Raw genomic sequence first — 23,577 nt, forward strand, 5'->3', positions numbered from 1 at the left:
TTACTTGTATATGACTAAAGGGATGCCACGGCATCCCTTTTTTACGCCTCATTCTCACCATCGAAGCATTGCTTTAAACTATACAACATACCTTTCTTTAAGCCATCTGAATACCAACGTGTTTGCAGGCGACCTTCATGACTCTCACCTTTGATAATTGCGCCAGCGGCATACTTGAAAGTATTCGGATTTGTGGTAACTAACTCGCACAGTTCGCGGTCTTTTATTTGATAGCCTTTACCAAAGCCTACAGGCCACTGAAGAATAAAAAACAAGGCCACAGCAGTTATGGTAATAACTTTCTTTTTCATAATGCATCTGTAACTCATATTAAGTAGTTTTATACAGTTTAAAAAGATGCATGTAACCTGTCTGTAATGGTATGTTTGAATTAGTTGCCAATCGAATTGTGTAACTCCAATATAAAGCAACACATTTTCTGCTAATACTTTGTTCTTGGCATAGTGTAAAATACCTCTAATTTTTAGTCTTGAGCAATGAGTAAAGGGCTCGTTGCTGTAATGAAAGGTTCTCCCAATGCATCAGTACGTTATATTGGCAAATCCTGGCCACAATCGTATTTATTTTGACGCCGCTCTAACGATAGCTCAATCGGAATTAACGGCAATTCTGACTTCAGTTAACATGGATATTGTTGAATTTCATGAGGATGATTTAGGCTTGCCAGCGTGCATTTCGTTTTCAACGAAAAAGCCAATTGATGATCAGAGTCTTCGCGCACTTGTTGCCAGCTCAATTTTTTACGCCCTATTTGAAGTGACCGACGCGCAATTACTCAAGCCGATAAAAGCCCCGAATATCTATACATTTCCAACTAGTATGAGTCAGATACTTAAATATGTAGGAAAAACGAATGAGCAGTTCACGCGCATGATGATCAATTTAGCGGTAAGTGCGTGCAACACAAACAGTACAACGCTTCGCTTATTTGATCCAATGTGTGGCAAAGGGACAACCCTTTATGAAGGCTTTGTACGTGGCTTTCATGTGGAAGGGATAGAGATTAACAAAAAGTGGGCACAGGAAATTCAAACTTATGTCGTTCAGTTTTTGAAAAAAGGGCGTTACAAACACAAGGTGGTGAAAGAAAAACGCAATGGCAAAGATGGCAAAAAGCTGGCTGATTGCTTCTCGGTAGAAACCGCAGTTGAAAAGAATGCGTATCAAGCAGGCGACGTACAGAATTTTAAGCTTTTTCCGGCTGACACTCGATTTGCTAATTATTTAGTGAAGAAAAATAGCTGTGACATTATTGTGTCTGATCTACCTTATGGCGTGCAACACGGTAACAAACAGACCAATGATCCGAAGATGGACCGCAGCGCTTTGCAACTATTGAAAGAGGCTGTGCCAGCATGGAAGAGTTGCCTTAAAACCAAAGGGGCAATGGTACTGTCGTTTAATGAATTTACGATGAAACGAGCTGATGTTGCCGAGGTATTATCCGATGTTGGTTTCACCGTTCTCAACGATGCGCCTTACATTAATTACGTTCATCGTGTTGATCAGTCTATTAACCGCAACCTAATTGTGGCAGTGAAATAATAAAAACTAATTTATCTATTAACCCAATTTAATGATCGAACATATTGACTGGCGCATAAGGAGTGAATAGTGCAGCAATTTAACGTTACCTACGAACCACCCAATGTTAGCGAATTCTCCGCGTTAAGAGCAACAATTGGTTGGGGAAACACTTGCTTAGACATGGCTAGCGTTAGTCTCAATAACTCACTTTTTCACGTAACGGTCAGAGAAGGTGAAAAGTTAATTGCTATGGGGAGAGTGATAGGTGATGGAGCAATGTTCTTTTATGTTCAGGACGTAGTAGTGGACCCAAGCAATCAAAACCAAGGATTAGGTAAGCTTGTGATGGAACATATCGAAGCCTATCTTGCTAAAGTCGTTAAAAAAGGTGCTACTGTTGGCCTGTTAGCGTCAAAAGGCAAAGAAGGCTTTTATCAAAAGTTCGGGTATTGTGCACGTAATGGCGAAAATCTTGGCATGGGCATGTGTAAGTTTGTTAAATAATGGCTATTTACGCAGTTTCGTAGATTAAGATATATGGCAGAGTAGGTTATGCGCTCAACACGAGCGCATGATAGGTTTAATTAAAACAATTAACTATTTCAATCAATTAGCTATTTAGTCCTCATATCTAAGATAGGCATGTTTTCACCGCCCAACATGGTTTGAGGCAGTTTACCATCCCAGTTTTGTGCTTCTGTTAGTTTGATGATCAAAGGGTTGTCGCCAAGTGCTTTGGCTTTAGCTGTAATTGCCTCAGCTTCTGCTAAGCCCTTTAACCGAATCGCTTCAGCTTCTGCAAGGGCAACGGCTCTAATCCCATCAGCTTTTGCTTTCGCCGTGTTTACATCTCGCTGTGCTTCAAGGTTTTGTCTTGCTAGCTTATGCTCTTCTGCCGCAGCTAAGTTTTTCTCCGTTTGCTTAGTTTCTATTGAAGTAAGGTATTTTGAAGGCAATTGAATGTTCTCAATTTGAATGTTATCTACCGTTACAGGAAAGTCTTTCATTTCCTCAATTAAATTCGCTTCAATTGCTTGAATTGCGGTTGCTCGGTCTTGAATTAATCGTTCTGCGTCGAATTTAGGAATAACATCTTTTGTTGCGGAGCGGAATCTTGGGTCTAAGATGCGACTTTCAAATTGAGATAAACCACCATATTGACGAAAAAGGTCGAGAGCCGCTGTTTTATCTACTGTCCAGTTCACCGAAACACTAATAGTGACTGGCATTTGTTCAGCCGTACTAGAAGCCATTTTTTCTTCATTTTTTCTGGTTCTTACTTCGATTTCTTCAACATCGTCAATAAAAGGCACTTTAAAATGTAAGCCAGGATTTACCTGTTCTTTTGCTTCACTGAAACGTTTTACGATGCCAATATGGCCTTCGTTTACTGTGTAAATACTATTAAAAAGGCAAGCAATAACTGCAAGAGCAGCAATGGTTTTTTTGATTGGTAAGTTTTTTTTATCGATTTGCATAATATCTCCTTGTCAAATCTTATGTAATTCTTATTAGGTTTAAATATCCCTTTACTGTTTAGTTCGTTTAACTTGTTTGACATAATATGTCGTGATTTATATTTAGTCAATAGAGGAAATTAAATGGCTAATTGGGATGTGTGACTTTCTCGCGATGTAAGCATGTAAGGTACGGCAATAGTTCGCGACTCGAACCACCGATTTGGTACGGGATGCAAAGAGCGGGTGGTGCTCTTTCTTTCTAATCAGTTCAATACACAAATTTCAGGCATAAAAAAAGCAGCCTTACTTTCATTAAGTAATCGCTGCTTAATTGGTACGACCGAGTGGACTCGAACCACCGGCTTGGTACGGGATGTAAAGAGTAGGTGGTGCTTTCTCTTAGCGGCGTTAACTTGAATTTCAGACATAAAAAAAGCAGCGTTACTAAAGAAGAAAAAGCTGCTATTTGGTACGACCGAGTGGACTCGAACCACCGACCCCCACCATGTCAAGGTGGTGCTCTAACCAGCTGAGCTACGGTCGTACAATGTTGGTCTTGAATGACTCAACGGAGCGCTATGTTATCGATCTGAATTTAGTCTTGCAAGTAGTTTTATTGTAAAAATTTCAAATTTCAGATCGTTTGCGCAATTTAGCGTCAAATTGCTGGTTGTTCTATACGTTTTTGTATGATTCTTAATCGTATTGCTAACATGATAGCGGCTGCCGTTAAGCCAGAGATAAAGCCTACCCAGAATCCGTAGGGTCCAATAGGGTCTACAATCCAATCTGTTAAACCAAGTGTGGCACCTAAGCTGAGGCCAATTATCCAGTACGCAATAAAAGTGATATATAAAATCGATTTTGTATCTTTGTATCCGCGCAGTGCACCTGCGGAAATAACCTGAATAGCATCTGAAAACTGGAACAATGCCGCCAAAAACATCAGATTTGCGGCCAGCGTTAGAACTTCAATATCGGTCGTATAAATACTGGCAATCTGTTCTCTAAACAACAACGTACCAAAAGCTGTTATAACCGCGATGAGTAGCCCAAAAGCAACAGAGTCTTTGCAGAGTTGTTTCGCGCCTTCAAAATCATCATTACCTACTGCAAAACCTACTTTTATAGTTACTGCCATCGCTAAACTTAGCGGTACCATAAATACTAAGCCGGAGAAGTTGATGGCTATTTGATGGCTGGCAACCACTTCTGCACCGAATGGCGCAAGTATGATGGCGACTACCGCAAAAAGACTTACCTCAAAAAGTAGAGACATAGCGATGGGAATACCGATTGATAGTACTATTTTGATTTCCGACCAATCTGGCCAATAAAACTGATTGAATAGAGGCGCGTGCTTAAGCTTTTTCGATACTAGCACGTATATAAACATTGCAATAAACATTACCCAATACACTAGTGCCGTTGCAATGCCACATCCTGCGCCGCCTAATTGTGGTGCGCCAAATTCACCGTAAATAAATATGTAATTGGCGGGAATATTAATGATCAAGCCGATGATTGAAATGATCATTGTTGGTTTTGTGTGAGAAAGGCCTTCAGCATAGTTACGCAACACTAAATATAAACAAAATGCTGGTGCGCCCCAAACAATATAGTTGAGGTAGTCAAACATCAAAGATTTTAGCTTAGGCTCAAGTGAAACATGTTGCTCAATGAACGGTGAAGCTAGATAAAATAAAACGATTAGCATGCATCCCAGAAACAATGCTATCCATCCAGTTTGGTATACCGGTTTAGCAACGTCACCAAATTTTTTAGCACCAGCAAGTTGTGAGACAATAGCAGCCAATGCCATAATGAGGCCGTAAATGGTGAGGATAAGCGGCAACCAAACACTACTGGCAACAGCAACTGCTGCCATATCGGTGGGGCTAACGCGCCCAGCCATCACGGTATCGGCAAAACCCATTAGGTTTTGGATAAGCTGTGCAATGAGAATGGGATACGCCAATTTCATTAAGCTTTTGGTATTTTCTATAAAATTTGAGGTTTTCATCGACAACTTCAAGAGATTCTTTTTAAACGATGCTAATTGGATAGATGATATATGTTTACAGGCATAGTGCAAACACAAGCTAACGTAATTTCAGTAAATAATCGCAACAACTTTTCTCAAATAGTTGTTGCTGTAAATACTAGTTGGGCTGGCGCTTTGTCGCTCGGGGCAAGCATAGCGATTAATGGCGTGTGTTTAACCGTTGTTAGGTACGAACCTCAGCAAGAAGAAACATTTATTACATTTGATGTGATTGACGAAACACTGGCAGTAACCAATTTGTGTGAACTTGATGTTGGAATGAACGTAAACTTTGAGCGTTCGCTTAAAATTGGTGATGAAATTGGTGGGCATCAGGTGAGTGGACATGTGCATACGGTAGCCTTGCTTGATGAAAAAGTTCAGTCAACCGATAACTGCCAACTGGTTTTTGGCTGCGACAAGCAATGGATGAAATACATATTACCGAAAGGCTTTATTACTATTAATGGTGTTAGCTTAACCGTTGGAGCTGTGACTGATGGTGGCTTTACGGTCCATTTAATTCCTGAGACGTTGGCGAGAACGAATTTATCTGCGCTAAATAACGGCGATAAAGTTAACCTAGAATTTGATCAACAAACAATGACCATTGTAAAAACGCTGGAACGAATGAAAGAGCAGGCGTTAATTTAAAAAACTTGCTCGTCGTCACTATCCACGGCGAGTTGAATTTTCTGATGGTACTCATCAATGTGTAAATTAAGGTGAATGTCGTTGCAACATGCTGGACATTCATCATAGTAATCTTGATCTCCTTCGCTGATATCTAATGTCAGAAATAAATGATGGCCGCAATGCGGACATTCGATGCGTTGCTCAGTGATCTCTTTGGGCATTTCAAGCTCCCGGAGCATTTACAAGCCGTATATTTATTATGACCGTTTTTGAGTAAAGTGCTAATTGTGACGCTTTTATGAAGCATCACACATACTTAGCTTTACCAATATTTGTTTCAATTGACGCTAGTATGACGGACGACTGAATTTTGAAATGAAACTTGCAGCATTTATCCCACTTTTGCTAACAATCTAGAGAGCATTGCACGCGCTTGATCTATATAGACGCCACCAAACATGTTGGCATGATTTAAGATATGGTAGAAGTTGTATACATGCTTTCTACTTTCATATTTAGGAGGTAACGGATATTTTTCCTGATAACCTTGATAAAAGGCCTGAGGAAATTGGCCAAATAGCTCGGTCATGGCGATATCGACTTCTCGATCACCATAATAGCAGGCGGGATCGAATATTAATGGCTGATTACCAACAAACCCCGTGTTTCCGCGCCATAAATCACCGTGTACTAAACAAGGCACTACTTTGTGTTGTAATAATATTTCGTGGCAAGCGTCTACAATTCGATCAATGTTACCCAACGAAATCGATTTTTCTTTTAATAATTGTAATTGCCAACCTATACGTTGTTCTGCAAAAAATGTTCGCCAGTTAGCATGCCACACATTAGGTTGTATCGTCTTTCCAATAAAATTATTCTGCTCCCAACCAAACTCGCCATGTTCGGTATTTAAGTGCATTGTGGCTAGTTGTCTGCCTAAATCACTCCAATGTTTTGAGGTACCGCTGGTCATATTGCACCAATCAAGTACTAGATAACTGTTTTCCTCAGTTTGACCGTGGCAAATTATTGTTGGTGTTCGTATTGCTTCAGTAGTCGCTATTTTTTCGAGTGAATAAGCTTCGGCTAAAAAATTATCATAGTGCTGAGCATCATTTATTTTAACGAAATACTCTTTTAGTTCATCTGTTATATAAAAACTCTGATTAATGTCTCCACCAGCTACATTTTGTCTGTGCACGATCGAAAAATTTTCTTTTGATTGTTCAGAGATATGACTACAAATTTCTTGCCACATAAGTAATTCTTACCATTGCTAACTTAAGCTAATTATAGTTAGCTTTTTGCTAATTGATGGAGGTTAGACAGCGTACGCCAAATATTACGCAGCGCCACTTTTTGTGCAATCCAATGTGGAATATCGCCTTTAGGATCAACAGACGATACGTAGTGAACCTCTATTTTGTTGGCTGACAGCGTTTGAATTAACCAATAGCCTTCGAGTAACTCCATTTTTATAACGTCAGGGTTAGAAGGTGCACGCTCGACGTTTTTAACGTCAATAAAAATAAACGGAGTGCAATGGCTAATAGTTGATGCAATGACTAGTTCGCGCGGTCCAACAGGCCAGGTTTCAGAAAAATTGAGTGTTAGAATATTACGAGTGGGTGATAGTTGCTCAATGCGCGCAGACTCTGCCTGTGCTGTCCAATCAGGGATTGATTCAGCGTCATGAAGGATCCTGATGAGTTCGTTCGCAGGTATCGCTAAGGTAATACTTGCTTTGATAGTGATGAGGTTATTTTCGTTGCCAATGTAGGCAACACTGAAATCTTTATTATTCCGCCATTTTTTCCACTTTTGTTTGTTCATTGTTGCTTGGCGTTCTTGAACAATATTCTCGCATGTTTCAAGTGGTTGAACACCTTCACTTTTCGCTATGACTGGCGGTTGAATTATTACAAAAGATGCCAAAAATAGAACTTTAAGGAAAGCTGAATTCATTTGCATTGAGCTATAGGCTTTTAAACGTCTTAAAAAATGACGAATTATTGTTGTTAATGGGATTGCAAAGGGTATGGTTTTCACCTATATTTCCACGCTTAATATGTGCTAGTTGAGTACATTGAACCTAATTGAGATAAATATCTGTCAAAAAGTTATTTCAATTACGATAAATTATAGTTTGCAACACTTAACGTTGCTGTTTCAAATAAAAACAAGTGACACTTGGTAGGTGCCACCACTGTATAAAGGAAATTTCATGCCTGTAATTACTTTGCCTGACGGTAGTCAACGCTCTTTTGATAATAATGTTTCTGTGATGGATGTCGCACTTGATATAGGCCCTGGTTTAGCAAAAGCTACCATTGCTGGTCGTATTAACGGCGAACTTGTAGATGCTTGTGAATTAATCACCGAAGATGCCAATCTACAACTAATCACCAGTAAAGATGCTGAAGGGCTAGAGATTATTCGTCACTCTTGTGCGCATTTATTAGGACACGCAATTAAGCAAATGTGGCCTGAAACAAAAATGGCAATAGGCCCAGTAATTGATAATGGCTTTTACTACGATATTGACCTTGAACATTCAATCAACGAAGAAGACTTAGTTAAACTTGAAAAGCGTATGCTTGACTTAGCTAAAACTAATTATGATGTTGTTAAGAAGACGGTTTCTTGGCAAGAAGCGCGAGACACGTTCGAATCGCGTGGTGAAAGCTACAAGATGGAAATCTTAGACGAGAATATTGATAAAGATGATCGTCCTGGTTTATACCATCATGAAGAATACATTGATATGTGCCGTGGTCCTCACGTACCGAATATGCGTCATTGTCACCATTTAAAACTCATGAAAGTGGCAGGTGCATACTGGCGTGGTGATTCAGATAACAAGATGTTACAACGAATCTACGGTACGGCATGGGCAGACAAAAAACAGCTTAAGGCATATATTCAGCGATTAGCTGAAGCCGAAAAACGCGACCATCGTAAAATCGGTAAAACACTTGATTTATTCCACTGGCAAGAAGAAGCACCTGGCATGGTGTTCTGGCATAACGACGGTTGGACGATTTATACCGAACTAGAAAAGTTTGTTCGTGAAAAACTTCATGAATATGATTACGACGAAGTAAAAGGTCCACTAATGATGGATCGTGTGCTTTGGGAGAGGTCTGGGCACTGGGATAAATACGCTGAAGCGATGTTTACGACAGAATCAGAAAAGCGTGAATATGCGATTAAGCCAATGAACTGTCCGGGGCACGTGCAAATATTCAACCAAGGGTTGAAGTCATATCGTGACTTACCATTGAGAATGGCTGAATTTGGCTGTTGTCATCGTAATGAACCATCTGGTGCATTACATGGTCTCATGCGTGTTCGTGGTTTTACGCAAGATGATGCGCATATTTTCTGTACTGAAGATCAAGTACAAGAAGAAGTAAGCCAATGTATCAAAATGGTTTATGATGTATACAAAACATTCGGCTTTGACGATATTTTAGTGAAATTATCGACGCGTCCTGAAAAACGCATTGGTAATGACGAAATGTGGGACAAAGCAGAAGAAGGACTTGCTGAAGCGCTTAAAGCAAATGATATAGCTTTTGAGTATCTGCCTGGAGAAGGTGCGTTTTACGGCCCGAAAATTGAGTTTACGTTGTTAGATTGCCTTGGCCGTAACTGGCAATGTGGTACAGTTCAGCTAGATTTTGCTTTACCTGAACGTTTAGGGGCAACTTATGTTGGCGAAGATAACGAAAGATATCAGCCAGTCATGATTCATCGTGCTATACTAGGTTCGCTTGAACGTTTTATCGGCATTTTGATTGAAGAATACTCGGGTAAATTCCCAACATGGTTATCTCCAATTCAAGCCGTGGTGATGAATATTACTGACAAACAGAGTGAATATTGTCAAAAAGTAGTAAAAAAACTGAAAGAAAATGGATTTAGAGCCAAAGTAGACTTGAGAAATGAGAAAATAGGCTTTAAAATCCGCGAGCATACTTTAAAGCGTGTTCCATATTTGTTAGTAGTAGGTGACAAAGAAATGGAAAATGGTGAAATTGCTATTAGAACCCGCGCTGGTGAAGATATTGGTAAAATGTCGGTGGACGACTTCGTTGCTAAATTAGCTGAAGAAGTGAATACACGGGCATAATTTGTAAAGGCCTTTTGGAGGAAACAAACTATTAAAGGTGGTTTAAAAGGCGGTCAAAAAGAACCGCAACATCGTTTAAATGAACTGATTACTGCGCAAGAAGTGCGTTTAGTTGGTCTAGATAATGAGCCTATTGGCGTTGTTTCATTAAGTGAAGCATTGGATGAAGCTGATAAGGCTGGTGTTGATCTTGTAGAGATTAGCCCAACAGCTAAACCGCCAGTTTGTCGCGTGATGGATTACGGTAAGTTCCTTTACGAAAAAAGCAAACAACAAAAAGAACAACGCAAAAAGCAGAAACAGATTCAGGTTAAGGAAATAAAATTCCGTCCTGGTACTGATGAAGGCGACTATCAGGTAAAACTACGCAACCTGAAGCGCTTTCTAGAAGGTGGCGATAAAGTTAAAGTTACTTTACGCTTCCGTGGTCGCGAAATGGCCCACCAAGACTTAGGCATTGAACTTTTGAATCGCGTTAAAGGTGATTTAGAAGAACTTGCTTTAGTTGAGTCTTTCCCTCGAAAAGCGGAAGGGCGTCAAATGGTGATGGTACTCGCACCTAGAAAATAAGACGGTATTTTGGTCTTGCAAGTAGTCAAAGTTTACTTTGGCTCACCATTATCGTTGTTTAGCCGGTAATTTTAGGCTTGAAAGTAAAACCTGTCAGAATATTGATGGAGTTTTCGCCTAGGTTACTATATTTGAAAGCAAATACTTTATTTAGTTAAAGTATAAATGCGGAGTTATTTTCATGCCTAAAATGAAAACAAACAAAGGTGCTGCAAAGCGCTTTAAAAAGACTGCGTCAGGCGGTTACAAATGCAAGCAAGCTGGTCTTCGTCACATCTTGACTAAGCGTCGTACGAAAGTTAAGCGTCATTTACGTGCTAAAAGCATGGTCGCTGCTGCTGATGTTAAATCAGTAGATCGTTTACTACGCAACGCTTAATTAAGAGGAGATAAGCAAGATGGCAAGAGTAAAACGCGGTGTTGTAGCACGCGCACGTCATAAAAAAGTTCTTAAGCAAGCGAAAGGTTACTACGGTGCTCGTAGTCGCGTATATCGCGTTGCTTTCCAAGCTGTAACTAAAGCTGGCCAATACGCATATCGTGACCGTCGTCAACGTAAGCGTCAATTCCGTCAACTTTGGATTGCTCGTATTAACGCGGCAGCTCGTCAAAATGGTTTATCTTACAGCCGTTTCATTAATGGTCTTAAAAAGGCTTCTATTGAAATCGATCGTAAGATCCTAGCTGACATCGCAGTATACGATAAAGCAGCTTTCTCTGTATTAGTTGAAAAAGCGCAAGCTTCTTTAGCTTAATTAGAGAGTTGAATATTTAAGAAAAGGACGCTTTGGCGTCCTTTTCTTATTTAGGTGAGTTGAAAAATTGACTTTATGGTCAATATTTTAACTAGCGCTTTTGTAAATAGTTATTTTTGCTAAACGTAATGTTCACCATATGATTAGCAAAGTTAATTTATGCAAATTTTAAAAGTAGGAAATACCATGAGCCTTGCAGACAACGTACTTGCTGTGAATGACGATTTGCCCATTAGAACAAACCTACCAGTGCATAGTGGTAAAGTGCGCTCAGTTTATTGGTTAACAGAAGAAGATAGTCAGCGACTAATCAAAGAGAAAAATTACCCTGTGCCGTCTAATACACCATTGGCGATTATGGTGATCAGCGATCGTATATCTGCGTTTGACTGCATATGGCATGGCGAAGATGGAATGAAAGGTGTGCCTGGTAAAGGTGCTGCACTCAATGCTATTTCTAATCATTGGTTCAAGCTATTTAAAGAGCAAGGTTTAGCAGACAGTCATATTCTTGATATTCCTCACCCGTTTGTATGGATTGTACAAAAAGCGACGCCAGTTAAAATCGAAGCGATATGTCGACAATATATCACTGGATCGATGTGGCGTGCGTACGAAAAAGGTGAGCGTGAGTTTTGTGGCATAAAACTAGCTGATGGCCTGACTAAAGATAGCAAGTTACCTGAATTACTGATGACGCCTTCCACAAAAGGGATATTAAAAGGGATACCTGGCGTACCTGAAGCAGATGACGTAAACATTACGCGTGCAAATATTGAAGAAAACTATACTGCGTTTAACTTTAAGCAAGCAGAAGATATCAGTTTGTATGAACGATTGTTAAAAGAGGGCTTTGCTGTCATTTCTGACGCGTTAGCAAAGATCGATCAATTGTTCATTGATACTAAATTTGAATTTGGTTACGTCAAGGATATCAACGGTAACGACAAATTAATATATATGGATGAAGTAGGAACGCCTGATTCATCAAGAATCTGGGACGGTGAAGAATATCGTGCAGGCAAAGTGGTGGAGAATTCTAAAGAAGGCTTCAGACAATTACTGCTAAATCATTTCCCTGATCCGGATATTTTGTTAAATAAGGATCGTATGGAAGAGCGTGAAGCACTTGCCCGTGACAATGCGTTACCTACAGAGGTATTGATGGCTGTTTCTAAAACCTACGTTGGCATTGCAGAAAAAATTACAGGTGAGAAAATTCTTATTAGTGATAATCCTAAAGCTGAGATTATCCAAGTTCTCAGAAATCAGTATCAGTTAATAGACTAATTATTATTAACTACATCCAGCTGTACAAATTAGTAACGGCTGGATGTTTATATTTAGTTTTAGCTCGTTCCATAAACTTCTTTTCATTTATTTTGAAGAATTGTCGCTTTATATTTTGGTTGACCATTCTATTGCTTCAGCATAAAAACATTGTAACTCTTCGATAGAACATCTGACGATTTCCGCGTTATGTACAGTTTCGTGCCAAAAACCTTTATCAAAATCTATCACGGTTTTTAAGGTGTATTTTAGTGGGGAGGGCGCATCTGTTAATAGCGCGTCGGTTACTTCTTTAGCTAAGGGCAACGATATGAGTATGTTTTCCAATGGCTGATCTAACATAGCGTCTAACAACGAAAATAACCCAACAATAAATGCATCATCACTATGGGTTGGTATGTAGTGCTTGGCAATGAGCTCACAAAAACGGGCTCTCATTGTCGCCACTCTGCTGAGCTCCTTGGGTTTGTTAGTTAACATAACGTCGGAAGTTAATAATAATATTAGCTTTCTAAGTTGTTCCTCACCAATATAGACTACCGCGTTTTTTATGGAGTGAATTTCTTGCTTTATGGGGAGTACACCCGAGTTCACGAACCTCAGTAATTTAAAACTTAACCCTGGATCTTTCTCAAAACATGCCGAAATTCTTGTGATATCAAACGGCGTGCGTAAACTTTCTTGTAGTAAGTTCAATAGCAATGGATTGTTATTATCGAAGTCTTTTGTTTTGCCCATCTCGGGTTGGCAAAAGTAGTAGCCTTGAAAATAATCAAAGCCCATAACTTTCGCTTCAACGAACTCTTCTTTGGTTTCAATTTTCTCTGCAAGTAATTTGATATTTTTCTTGAGCTTAATTTGCTCAACCAATGAACCAATGTTGGCAAGGGGCGTTTCAACAATATCGAATTTTATTAATTTAATGATGTTAAAAAATCGCAACCATCCAGGTTCATAGACGAAATCATCTAAGGCGAGCCGGTATCCTTGATGAAACAGTTGGCGGCAGGCCTCAAATACCTCATCGCTAGGTGAAACATTTTCTAAAATTTCGATAATGACTTGGTCGTGAGGCAGTACTAGCGGTAAACCGTCTAGCAAGGCGCGTTCAGAGAAATTAATAAGTGCAGGTTTGCCACCGGTGATAGGCTTAATCCCTTGATTTAGATGGGTTTGCATTATCATTTTTGACGTTGCTTCTTGGGGGTCTATATTTGGAAACATGTTTTCCATGCTGTTGCGATAAAGCAACTCATATGCGACAACGTTTTGACTACGGTTGAAAATGGCTTGTCTCGCAGTATAAACGTGCATATTCATCCCTAAAATTTTAATTAGACGTAATAAATAGATTACGCGATTCACTTAGTCCCTTTTTTAATTGTAGACACTTATTCATTGATTTCTAATTGTGTCGTCGTTGGCAATGGCAATTGCTTGTATAGACCATATAATTGCTAATTTCTTAGCGAGTACTTAAAAGAATATCTTAATTAAAATAATTTCATTAAATCCCTTATTTTCACTACATTTATGATGGCTTATTGTGTAAACTGTCTGACCATTTTTATGAATAGAATTTAGGGTTTGTTGCTCTCTTATTTGATTGCTTTGTGGTTACTTTTAAGTCGTTAAGTATGAAAAGAGTGTTTTCGACTGAATACAGTTAAGAACTATCATAGACATACAAAGAACGTTAGTTATTAATAAGCTGACAGAACACGCATGCTAGTAAGCAAAGTCAACAGGTAGAAATCGATAAACCGAGGTTATCCAAAGCATTAAGCTTTCGAGGAACACATGAATTTAGATGACATTATACTTCAGGCCGAACAAGCGATTTCAGCAGCACAAGACCTTGCTGAACTAGACAGTGTTCGCGTCAATTTTTTAGGCAAAAAAGGCTTGTTCACAGAGCAAATGAAGGGCCTAAGTAAGCTTCCAAAGGAAGAAAAACCTAAAGCTGGTCAGGTAATTAATCAAGCGAAACAAAAAGTGCAGCAGTTACTAACTGAACGTGGCGAACTCTTGCGAGCAGAAGCCATCAGTAAGAAACTTGCGGCTGAGTCAATCGATGTAACGTTACCGGGCAGAACTAATGATGTTGGTGGTTTGCATCCAGTCACTCGCACCATTCAACGTATTGAAAGCTTTTTCGGTGACTTAGGTTTTGAAGTAAAATCAGGCCCTGAAGTTGAAGATGATTTTCACAATTTTGATGCGTTAAATATTCCTGAGCATCATCCGGCTCGCCAAGATCACGATACGTTTTATTTTAACCCTAAGTTGGTACTTCGTACGCAAACGTCTGGTGTTCAAATTCGCACAATGGAAGTTGAAAAGCCGCCATTACGTATCATCTCGCCAGGAAAAGTTTACCGTAACGATTACGATCAAACTCATACGCCAATGTTCCATCAGGTTGAAGGATTAATGGTTGATAAAGACGTAAGCTTTACGCATTTGAAGGGGATTTTGCATGATTTTCTTCACCACTTTTTCGAAGAAGATTTAGAGATCCGATTTAGACCATCATATTTCCCGTTTACTGAGCCTTCTGCAGAAGTAGATGTAATGGGGAAAAACGGCAAATGGTTAGAAGTACTAGGCTGTGGCATGGTTCATCCTAATGTATTGAAAGCAGTGGGAATAGATCCTGAAGTATATTCTGGATTTGCGTTCGGTATGGGCGTTGAACGATTAACAATGTTGCGTTACGGCGTAAATGATTTGCGTGCATTCTTTGAGAATGATCTTCGCTTTTTGAAACAGTTTAAGTAGGAATGCCAGAAAATGAAATTTAGTGAATCATGGTTACGTGAATGGGTTAATCCAGCGATTAACTCTGAAGAATTGGCGCACCAAATTACAATGGCGGGCCTTGAAGTTGATGGTGTAGACGCGGTAGCAGGAGAGTTCACTGGCGTTAAAGTCGGTGAAGTCGTTGAATGTGGCCAACATCCTGATGCTGATAAATTACAAGTGACTAAAATTAATGTTGGCGAAGACGAGCTATTAGACATTGTTTGTGGTGCTAGTAATTGCCGATTGGGGTTAAAAGTTGCTGTTGCAACCGTAGGTGCAGTGTTACCTGGTAACTTCAAAATTAAGAAAGCAAAACTGAGAGGCCAGCCTTCTTTCGGGATGTTATGCTCTGAGTCTGAGCTGGGTTTAGCTGAAAGTTCTGATGGTATTATTGAATTACCAGCAGATGCGCCTATTGGGACTGATATCCGTGAATACCTCGATTTAGATGACGTTACCATTGACGTTGACCTAACAGCTAACCGTGGCGATTGCCTAGGCATTAAGGGCTTAGCCAGAGAAGTAGGTGTACTTAATAGCTTGTCAGTTACAGAACCTGTTGTAGAGGCAGTAGCGCCTTCAATTGACGACAAGCTTACAATAAAATTAAGTGCTGATGATGCTTGCCCTCGCTATTTAGGACGTGTCATTAAAAATATTGACGTAAATGCAAAAACGCCTTTATGGATGGTAGAAAAGCTACGTCGTTGTGGTGTGCGCTCTATTGATCCTGTCGTTGATATTACTAACTATGTATTGTTAGAACTTGGTCATCCGATGCATGCCTTTGATCTTGCAAAAATAGACGGTGGTATTGATGTTCGTTTAGCTAAAGCTGATGAAAAGCTAGTCCTACTTGATGAGAATGAAGTCTCTTTGAATGCTAAGACACTTGTTATTGCAGATGACAATAAAGCACTCGCAATGGCAGGTATTTTTGGTGGCTTGCATTCAGGTGTAGGCAGCGAAACGAAAGATATCTTTTTAGAAAGTGCGTTTTTCGCTCCACTGGCAATCTTGGGTAAAGCACGCCAATATGGATTACACACTGACGCCTCACACCGTTATGAACGTGGTGTCGATCCGTTATTACAACGTCAGGCTATGGAGCGTGCAACGCAGCTGTTGATAGAGATTGTTGGTGGCCAGGCTGGTCCAATTGTTGAAGCCGTAAATGAAGACAACATTCCTGCATCTAAATCAGTTACACTTCGCCGTGCTAAATTAGATCGTCGTATTGGTCACGTGATCGCTGACGAGAAAGTAAGTGAAATTCTGACGAGATTAGGATTTGACGTTGATGCGAAACAAGGTGAATGGCAAGTAAGCGTTCCGCCATATCGTTTTGATATTGCCATTGAAGAAGATTTGGTAGAAGAAGTAGCGCGTATTTTTGGTTACAACAACATTCCTAATGTTTCACCGCATGCATCATTGAAAATGTGCCCTAATCGCGAAGCTAGTTTAGCATTGAGCACGTTACGTAACGTATTGGTTAGCAGAGATTACCAAGAAGCTATTACATACAGCTTCGTTGACCCAAAAGTGCAAACCATACTTCATCCTGATGCAGACTTTATGACGTTGCCACATCCAATTTCGTCTGAGATGTCGGTAATGCGTGTCAGTTTATTAACAGGATTATTGCAATCACTAAGCTATAATCAAAACAGACAACAAACGCGCGTGCGATTATTTGAAACGGGTCTCCGTTTCATTCCTGATGAGAGTGCTGAAAATGGCGTGCGTCAGGAACAAATGATTGCGGGTGTTATCAGTGGTCAGCGTAACAAAGAACACTGGTCATTAGAAAAGGCTGCGTTTGATTTCTTTGATATGAAAGGTGATGTTGAAGCGTTACTTGAAACAACGTCCAATGCAGGAGCGTTCCGTTTTGCGAAAGCTGAAATTGACGCCATGCATCCGGGTCAAACAGCCGCTATTTATCATAATGATGAGTATGTTGGTTACGTTGGTACGCTTCATCCAGAGATTGAACGTAAATTAGGACTAAATGGTAGAACGTTAGTATTTGAATTACTTGTAGAAAAAATTGGTAGCCGAAAAATCCCTGAGGCTCAGGAAATATCACGCTTCCCGGCGAATCGACGTGACATTGCAGTGATCGTTGAAGAAGACGTTGATGCAAAAAAAGTGCTACAACTCATTGAAAATGTTGGCGGAAATTATTTAGTTGATCTAAACTTGTTCGATGTATACCAAGGTAACGGTATCGAACCTGGCTTTAAGAGTTTGGCAATTGCCATGATTTTACAAGATCAAGAGAAAACGCTTGAAGAGAAAGACATTAACGATGTTGTTAATCGCGTGGTCGATACATTGAAAGATGAACTAAATGCATCACTGAGGGATTAAGCCCATGGCGCTAACCAAAGCAGAAGTAGCAGAACATTTATTTGAAAAAGTCGGTTTGAGCAAACGCGACGCCAAAGAAATGGTTGAATTATTTTTTGAAGAAATTCGTTCAACATTAGAAAACGGAGAGCAGGTTAAGCTTTCTGGTTTCGGTAACTTTGACTTAAGACAAAAAAGTGAACGACCGGGACGTAATCCAAAGACGGGCGAAGATATTCCTATCTCTGCCCGTAAGGTAGTTACTTTCAGACCGGGACAAAAACTGAAAAGTCGTGTTGAAGACGGCAACGGTTAGCCCTTATTGAAATTAGTGTAAATAATTAGGCTAGCTCTACATTACGTTAGCTAGTCTTATTATTGTGGCGCTTAAGTTCATACAAATATCTTTGAAAATCGCAGAGCGTCACTGGCGCGCTTTGCGATTTTTTTGTTTAAATTATTGAATATCTACCGCTGATTTATGGGCAAATTTCATTGAAACTTTTTTCGTTACGAAAAAGAACAAATTAAGTAAAACTGAAATGCTGATTGCACAAACAATACCTGTTGTTAAGCTTTCAACATTCAAAGGTATGCTCGGCACATATTGCTGCCAGGTTTGCGATGCAATTTCAGCGTTGAAATATCGGATAAATCCAATGATATTATCGAGGTAGGAATTTTGGCTTAAGGCGTCTAACTGAATTTGGTAACTCGTGATTCTATCAACTAAGTTCAGCATCAGTTGCCCCGTTTGCTGAATCGCAACGTCGCTATTATTACTGAAGTGTTGAATTAGGCGATCCAGATTACCTTCAAATTGCAGATCGGCTATTGCTTGAAAATTTTGCATTTCTACATTTGCTTCGGCTATACGTCCCCGTAGGTGGTGCCCATAACTATACATAAAAGCGGGCAGTTGAATACCGCAAATAAATGCCAGTGTGAATGTAATTTTGTCAATTATTCCAATTAATATCTTCATTATCATTTCTAATTTGTTGTAACATACGTGGGCGGCAGAGAGCTGCATTAATAATAATAAAGGTGAAATGGAGATTTGAACATTGAATATTTACAAAATTGTTATAGGAATTTTTGCGCTTACTTTGGTAAGTTTCTCAGTTAATGCACAAATAGAAAAGCAATACAGAGGCAAGTACGTAACCAAGAAGGGGTGGGCTAAAACATTCGAAACGGCACGTATGGAGTTAGGCGATAGTCCACGCCAACAAGGCCGATATCGTATCGTATTAGTGAAGGAAGATTGGCATGCGCTTTCACTAGAAGAAAAAGCTACTACTCATCGAAGAATCACAATCAGTGGTGTCATTACGGGCACTGTAAGCCTACAAACAGGCAAGGCTTCTCACGTTCTAGTGAATAAGTCTCGTACAGGGGTGATTTATTCCGCCGATGACACATTAATTCCTGAAGCGGGTGACTTTTTTTGTAGTCAAGGTGTCCCATTAACAGGGGTTGAAGAGATTAAAGTGACGGAAGGCAGTGGCGATTTCGCTAATTTAACGGGCGGTAGTATATTTGTTGAAGGTGTCGTCAACATGTGTGTTGGTGATAGCGACTATAGAAAAAATACTTTTACCATAATACCCGGTGCAGGATATCTAGAGTTTAACTAGCATCTCTATTCTAAATAGTTAGTCCTTTCTGAAACAAACTAACTAAGCTATTCAGAAAAGCAATGCCACTATTACTGTGAAGGTGATAGTGGCATTTTGATTTATATCACTTCATTTTGTTAATACATTTGCATTTGTGAAAGAATTCAATAATAAATCAGTGATATAATGCAATCTGATAATAAATGAATTGAGTTGAGGCTACGTGCGCGCAAGTCGATATAATGACAATGAATCAACGTCTTTTAATTGGCGTGTTGTCAAATCTTTGATCCCCTATCTATTTGAATTTAAATCTCGCATTTCATTCGCGATATTGTGTCTGATACTGACAAAACTGGCGAGTGTGTATTTACCTTTTGTGTTGAAAGATATCGTTGACTATCTCGATAAAGAAACACAAAGCTCTCCTCTGGTTGTGCCGATAATGCTGATCGTCACTTATGGCGTTGTTCGCCTTTCAATTGTTTTATTTGCTGAATTACGTGATACCTTGTTCGGCCGAGTTACCGAGAGAGCCATTCGACGAATTGGCTTAAGAGTATTTCAACATCTGCATGCTTTAGATCTCGATTTTCATCTTTCGCGACAAACCGGTGGCTTATCGCGGGATATTGATCGAGGTACGTCTGGTATTAGTTTCTTAATGCGATTCATGGTTTTCAATATAGTCCCCACATTATTAGAAATAGTGATGGTTATTGGTATTTTGTGGTTCAATTACGGTGTATGGTTTGCCGTAACAACGACTGTATCTATTGCCACTTATATTGCATATTCTATTTTTGCTACTGAATGGCGAACTCGCTATGTAAGAGCGGCGAATAAGGCCGATTCATCGTCTAATACCCGTGCAATTGATAGCTTACTTAATTATGAAACAGTCAAATATTTCACAAATGAGTCATACGAAGCCAAAGCTTATGATCAGCAATTGGCGGATTGGGAGAAGGCTAAATCGCAGAACCGATTGTCACTTTTTGCTTTAAATGGGGGGCAAGCGACGATTATCGCCATCTCTATGACTGCGATGCTCGCTATGGCTGCACATCAAGTCACTCAACAGCATATGACGCTGGGCGACTTTGTCCTAATAAATGCATTTATGATGCAACTATTCATGCCGTTAAACTTTCTAGGATTTGTTTATCGAGAAATTAAGGGTTCACTTGCTAATATTGAGCATATGTTCGAGTTGCTTCGTCGGCAACCTAAGGTAATCGACATACCTGATGCGCCAGAACTCGTTGTTTCAAATGGACGAATCGTATTTGACTCTGTCTCGTTTTCCTATCATCAAAAGCGTCCCATCATACAAGACTTTAGTTTAACGGTGGAGCCCGGCCAAAAGGTTGCCATAGTTGGTGAAAGTGGCTCAGGAAAGTCCACTTTGGTTAAGTTACTATTTAGGTTTTATGATTGCGAAAGTGGAGGTATTTTTATTGATGATCAAAATATCAAAGAGGTGAGCCAACATTCGCTACGAAAAGCTATTGGCGTTGTGCCGCAAGATACAGTGCTGTTCAATACTAGCTTATATGACAATATTTCCTATGGTGATCCGAGCGCAAATGACATTAAAATAAACAATGCTGCCAAAATGGCGCATCTAGCTCAATTCATCGAAAACCTTCCTGATAGAGCTCAAACCGTTGTTGGTGAGCGTGGGCTAAAATTATCGGGAGGTGAAAAGCAACGAGTAGCGATTGCTCGTACTATACTTAAACAACCTAAGATACTAGCATTTGATGAGGCCACTTCATCGTTAGATAGTCATTCAGAGCAGGCCATTCTTGAAGCTATCCGCGAAATTTCGGCAGGGCATACTAGTATTGTCGTTGCTCACCGACTGTCTACAATCATAGATGCCGATACAATTGTCGTAATGCATCAAGGAAAAATTTTAGAGCAGGGCAATCATGAATCGCTTATACAACAGCGGGGTCAGTATTATAATATGTGGAAGCTTCAAGCGGATAAGAGTAAGTAGTATATGCAGCAACCTTTAACACCCAAACAACAAACCCAAGCTTGGTTGAAAGATATCATTGTCGATCTTAATTTCTGCCCGTTCGCTAAAAGGGAGCTGGTCAATGACACCATTGAATATTGTGTGTCTACACAGCGTCAAATAAAAAACGCATTAGAAGAGATTGCGCTACAGTGTCATTATTTAACTAATCATCCTGAAATAGAAACAACGCTTATCGTCTATAGTGATGGGTTCAAAAGATTTGAAGCTTACTTAGATTTAGTTGACTATGCTAACGATTTGCTAGCAGAATTATCACTTGAAGGCGTATATCAAATAGCAAGTTTTCATCCTGATTATTGTTTTGAGGGAGAAGCATTTGATGACCCAGCTAATTACACAAATCGCTCACCATTTCCTATGATTCACTTGCTGCGAGAAAAAAGTATCGAGCGTGCATTATCTCAGTATCCTTCACCTGAACTGATACCTGAACGAAATATAGACCTAGCGAGAAAGAAGGGCACTGATTTTTTTGTTGCGTTTTTAGCACGAATAAAATCCTAAGCGCGCGCATTTTTTCAGGTGCTAATAATTGCAACGCCCAGGAAAGAGATCTTGGTTAGTAACATTCTGCAATTTCATTAGGTATAATAGCGCGCAGATTGTATTGAATAAGCTTTGCTTAATTTATTTTATATTGAGGTTTTCACATTGTCAGAAGAAAAGTCAGCTGTTGTGCAAATTGGTGGTAACATTGAATCAGCGTTAAAAGGCGACTACCACATTGATGTTGCTGCTGTTTTAAGAGAAGGGTGGAAACTTACACTTGCTTCCAGATTAGCCATAAATATCGGATTGGTTTTTGTTTTATTATTGGGTATGTTTACGACCTTTTTAGTTGCCTTGAATTTCGGTGGCATCGAAAATGTTCTGCAAGATCAAAAAGCAAGCGCGCTGACAAATATTATTGTGACATTAGTCGTTTATCCTTTTTTAGTGGGCGTAGAGATGATGGGGATTTTTCATGCGGTTGGCATAAAAACTCACCCTCGATTGGTCATGGCATTCCTACGTAGAGGAAGTTGGGTGGCCATTACGGCGCTACTTACGTCAACACTTGTTGCTTTAGGGCTTAACTTACTTGTCGTGCCCGGAATATTTTTAATCGTCGCACTGTCTTTAGTGCTGCCTTTAGTGGTTGAAAAGCGTATGTCACCACTTAAAGCAATTGCATTGAGCGTTCAAACTACGAGATTTCAATGGTTTAAGCTATTTTCTATATATGGCGTATTGTTAGGTGTATTTGTCCTTTTAACTTTACCCATTGTTTTTCTTTCTAGATTAGATATGGCTGTTGTTGGTGTCGCACTATTTATTTTTGGTATGACCTACCTAGCTCCTTGGTTTTATAATGTGAAGGGGATTTTATATCGCGAAATATATGGCATGCAACTTAGCGTTAGTAGTTCTGGAAATGCTGGCGACGACAATTATTTTGCTGCTTAGTTTTCGTTGCATAGGATAGCTTAGTCATGAAAAACCTATTTTACATCCTTCGAATGGCGGTGGTTGCCTTGTGTGCAGTTGCGTTGCTGTGGCCGTTTTATTATCAGGACGATAACCTACCACCTGATCTAACGTCAGCGCACAAACCAACGCCGAGCAAGAAAGCAGTGCCAGAAAAGCCACTACATAACGTTAAATTGCCGAATTTTGCTAAGATTCGCGATATTCCAACTAAAAAACGCACTTTTTTTGAATTTCTTAAACCTGCTGTGGTTGCGGAAAACAATGCGATTAGACAACTTCGACAGCAAATACTTGAAATACAAGAGGTAGCGTCGCTTGACCAAGCGCTATCACAGCCACAAGAGCAACTGTTGGCTGAGTTGGTGAAAAAGTACAAAGTGAATAAACGTTTTTCACAAATGCGGCAAATAGACGAACTGTTAGTACGTGTTGACATTATACCTTCCGCATTAATTTTGGTGCAGGCTGCGAATGAATCTGCTTGGGGTACATCACGGTTTGCCCGAATTGGATTAAATTTCTTTGGTATGTGGTGCTTTAAAAAGGGGTGTGGCATGGTGCCTAATGGTCGTGATACAGGTGCAAAGCATGAAGTTGCTGCATATTCTTCTGTGAAACATGCTGTTCAGCGCTATGTACACAATATCAATACCAATAATGCGTACATGGTATTTCGCTCTATTCGAGCACAACTACGCGAACAGGAATTACCTCTGTCGCCACAAGTATTGGCAACGGGTTTATTACCTTATTCAGAGCGTGGTACAGATTACGTGTTAGAAATTTCAGCTATGATTAGACAGAATCAAAAATATCTGTCTAATTAAAGCT

The 23,577-nt window shown here is 39.7% G+C and carries 24 protein-coding genes and 1 tRNA gene; 16 read left to right on the plus strand and 9 right to left on the minus strand.

The window, feature by feature from the left end:
* Nucleotides 1–41 precede the first annotated feature (41 nt).
* The gene (locus ACSLUK_RS16920) at nt 42–311 is read right to left on the minus strand and encodes a hypothetical protein (RefSeq protein WP_448549929.1); all 270 of its coding nucleotides are present in this window, start codon (nt 309–311) and stop codon (nt 42–44) included.
* A 226-nt stretch (nt 312–537) separates the two neighbouring features.
* Here ACSLUK_RS16920 and ACSLUK_RS16925 point away from each other — a divergent pair, with 226 nt between their 5' ends.
* A complete protein-coding gene (locus ACSLUK_RS16925) occupies nt 538–1,566 on the plus strand; it encodes a TRM11 family SAM-dependent methyltransferase (protein ID WP_448549931.1) in 1,029 nt (342 codons plus the stop codon).
* 69 nt (nt 1,567–1,635) lie between these two features.
* Nucleotides 1,636–2,052 carry a GNAT family N-acetyltransferase gene (locus ACSLUK_RS16930; RefSeq protein ID WP_448549933.1) on the plus strand — a complete coding sequence of 139 codons (417 nt, stop codon included), beginning with the start codon at nt 1,636–1,638 and terminating at the stop codon, nt 2,050–2,052.
* 110 nt (nt 2,053–2,162) lie between these two features.
* Here ACSLUK_RS16930 and ACSLUK_RS16935 read toward each other — a convergent pair whose 3' ends face one another.
* The 3 genes from ACSLUK_RS16935 to ACSLUK_RS16945 form a co-directional block, all read right to left on the minus strand.
* A complete protein-coding gene (locus tag ACSLUK_RS16935) occupies nt 2,163–3,026 on the minus strand; it encodes a prohibitin family protein (RefSeq protein WP_448549935.1) in 864 nt (287 codons plus the stop codon).
* A gap of 449 nt (nt 3,027–3,475) precedes the next feature.
* Nucleotides 3,476–3,552, minus strand: a tRNA-Val gene (locus ACSLUK_RS16940).
* Nucleotides 3,553–3,666: 114 nt separating this feature from the next.
* Nucleotides 3,667–5,031: an MATE family efflux transporter gene (locus ACSLUK_RS16945; protein WP_448549937.1), complete on the minus strand. Its 1,365-nt coding sequence runs from the start codon at nt 5,029–5,031 to the stop codon at nt 3,667–3,669.
* A gap of 51 nt (nt 5,032–5,082) precedes the next feature.
* Here ACSLUK_RS16945 and ACSLUK_RS16950 point away from each other — a divergent pair, with 51 nt between their 5' ends.
* Nucleotides 5,083–5,706, plus strand: a complete 624-nt coding sequence (locus tag ACSLUK_RS16950; protein WP_448549939.1) for a riboflavin synthase subunit alpha — start codon at nt 5,083–5,085, stop codon at nt 5,704–5,706.
* On the opposite strand, the gene ACSLUK_RS16955 is transcribed toward ACSLUK_RS16950, so the two are convergent.
* The 3 genes from ACSLUK_RS16955 to ACSLUK_RS16965 all read right to left on the minus strand — a co-directional run bounded on the left by ACSLUK_RS16955 (nt 5,703) and on the right by ACSLUK_RS16965 (nt 7,740).
* Nucleotides 5,703–5,909, minus strand: coding sequence for a CPXCG motif-containing cysteine-rich protein (locus ACSLUK_RS16955; protein WP_448549941.1), 207 nt, complete (start codon nt 5,907–5,909; stop codon nt 5,703–5,705). The genes ACSLUK_RS16950 and ACSLUK_RS16955 overlap by 4 nt on opposite strands.
* A gap of 170 nt (nt 5,910–6,079) precedes the next feature.
* A complete protein-coding gene (locus ACSLUK_RS16960) occupies nt 6,080–6,949 on the minus strand; it encodes a fructosamine kinase family protein (RefSeq protein ID WP_448549943.1) in 870 nt (289 codons plus the stop codon).
* A 38-nt stretch (nt 6,950–6,987) separates the two neighbouring features.
* Nucleotides 6,988–7,740 (minus strand): START domain-containing protein, encoded by a 753-nt coding sequence (locus ACSLUK_RS16965; RefSeq protein ID WP_448549945.1) that lies wholly within the window; start codon nt 7,738–7,740, stop codon nt 6,988–6,990.
* A gap of 175 nt (nt 7,741–7,915) precedes the next feature.
* Here ACSLUK_RS16965 and thrS point away from each other — a divergent pair, with 175 nt between their 5' ends.
* The 5 genes from thrS (at nt 7,916) to ACSLUK_RS16990 (ending at nt 12,441) form a co-directional block, all read left to right on the plus strand.
* The gene (thrS, locus tag ACSLUK_RS16970) at nt 7,916–9,826 is read left to right on the plus strand and encodes a threonine--tRNA ligase (RefSeq protein ID WP_448549947.1); all 1,911 of its coding nucleotides are present in this window, start codon (nt 7,916–7,918) and stop codon (nt 9,824–9,826) included.
* Nucleotides 9,827–9,856: 30 nt separating this feature from the next.
* A complete protein-coding gene (gene infC / locus ACSLUK_RS16975; protein WP_448550005.1) occupies nt 9,857–10,396 on the plus strand; it encodes a translation initiation factor IF-3 in 540 nt (179 codons plus the stop codon).
* 181 nt (nt 10,397–10,577) lie between these two features.
* Complete coding sequence (gene rpmI / locus ACSLUK_RS16980) at nt 10,578–10,775, plus strand: 50S ribosomal protein L35 (RefSeq protein WP_448549949.1); 198 nt, start codon at nt 10,578–10,580, stop codon at nt 10,773–10,775.
* A 19-nt stretch (nt 10,776–10,794) separates the two neighbouring features.
* Complete coding sequence (gene rplT / locus ACSLUK_RS16985; protein WP_184422580.1) at nt 10,795–11,151, plus strand: 50S ribosomal protein L20; 357 nt, start codon at nt 10,795–10,797, stop codon at nt 11,149–11,151.
* A 186-nt stretch (nt 11,152–11,337) separates the two neighbouring features.
* The gene (locus ACSLUK_RS16990; protein WP_448549952.1) at nt 11,338–12,441 is read left to right on the plus strand and encodes a phosphoribosylaminoimidazolesuccinocarboxamide synthase; all 1,104 of its coding nucleotides are present in this window, start codon (nt 11,338–11,340) and stop codon (nt 12,439–12,441) included.
* 108 nt (nt 12,442–12,549) lie between these two features.
* Here ACSLUK_RS16990 and ACSLUK_RS16995 read toward each other — a convergent pair whose 3' ends face one another.
* A complete protein-coding gene (locus tag ACSLUK_RS16995; protein ID WP_448549954.1) occupies nt 12,550–13,755 on the minus strand; it encodes an EAL and HDOD domain-containing protein in 1,206 nt (401 codons plus the stop codon).
* 486 nt (nt 13,756–14,241) lie between these two features.
* Between ACSLUK_RS16995 and pheS the strand changes: the two genes are divergently transcribed.
* From pheS to ihfA, 3 genes are read left to right on the plus strand one after another with little or no spacing between them, the layout of a single operon-like run.
* Entirely contained in the window at nt 14,242–15,222 is a 981-nt protein-coding gene (pheS, locus tag ACSLUK_RS17000; RefSeq protein ID WP_448549957.1) for a phenylalanine--tRNA ligase subunit alpha, read from the plus strand.
* Nucleotides 15,223–15,234: 12 nt separating this feature from the next.
* Nucleotides 15,235–17,622: a phenylalanine--tRNA ligase subunit beta gene (gene pheT, locus ACSLUK_RS17005; RefSeq protein WP_448549959.1), complete on the plus strand. Its 2,388-nt coding sequence runs from the start codon at nt 15,235–15,237 to the stop codon at nt 17,620–17,622.
* A gap of 4 nt (nt 17,623–17,626) precedes the next feature.
* Nucleotides 17,627–17,917: an integration host factor subunit alpha gene (gene ihfA, locus ACSLUK_RS17010; protein WP_448549961.1), complete on the plus strand. Its 291-nt coding sequence runs from the start codon at nt 17,627–17,629 to the stop codon at nt 17,915–17,917.
* A 141-nt stretch (nt 17,918–18,058) separates the two neighbouring features.
* Here ihfA and ACSLUK_RS17015 read toward each other — a convergent pair whose 3' ends face one another.
* On the minus strand, nt 18,059–18,586 hold the full coding sequence (locus tag ACSLUK_RS17015; protein WP_448549963.1) for a DUF2937 family protein: 528 nt from the start codon (nt 18,584–18,586) through the stop codon (nt 18,059–18,061).
* A gap of 82 nt (nt 18,587–18,668) precedes the next feature.
* Between ACSLUK_RS17015 and ACSLUK_RS17020 the strand changes: the two genes are divergently transcribed.
* The 5 genes from ACSLUK_RS17020 (at nt 18,669) to ACSLUK_RS17040 (ending at nt 23,573) form a co-directional block, all read left to right on the plus strand.
* Nucleotides 18,669–19,241 carry a hypothetical protein gene (locus tag ACSLUK_RS17020; protein WP_448549965.1) on the plus strand — a complete coding sequence of 191 codons (573 nt, stop codon included), beginning with the start codon at nt 18,669–18,671 and terminating at the stop codon, nt 19,239–19,241.
* Between the two features lie 205 nt (nt 19,242–19,446).
* A complete protein-coding gene (locus ACSLUK_RS17025; protein WP_448549967.1) occupies nt 19,447–21,231 on the plus strand; it encodes an ABCB family ABC transporter ATP-binding protein/permease in 1,785 nt (594 codons plus the stop codon).
* 3 nt (nt 21,232–21,234) lie between these two features.
* Nucleotides 21,235–21,780 carry a DUF1415 domain-containing protein gene (locus ACSLUK_RS17030; protein WP_448549969.1) on the plus strand — a complete coding sequence of 182 codons (546 nt, stop codon included), beginning with the start codon at nt 21,235–21,237 and terminating at the stop codon, nt 21,778–21,780.
* Between the two features lie 147 nt (nt 21,781–21,927).
* A complete protein-coding gene (locus ACSLUK_RS17035) occupies nt 21,928–22,722 on the plus strand; it encodes a YciC family protein (RefSeq protein ID WP_448549971.1) in 795 nt (264 codons plus the stop codon).
* Nucleotides 22,723–22,748: 26 nt separating this feature from the next.
* On the plus strand, nt 22,749–23,573 hold the full coding sequence (locus ACSLUK_RS17040; protein ID WP_448549973.1) for a glucosaminidase domain-containing protein: 825 nt from the start codon (nt 22,749–22,751) through the stop codon (nt 23,571–23,573).
* Nucleotides 23,574–23,577 lie beyond the last annotated feature (4 nt).

The sequence above is a fragment of the Thalassotalea fusca genome, from assembly GCF_053485835.1.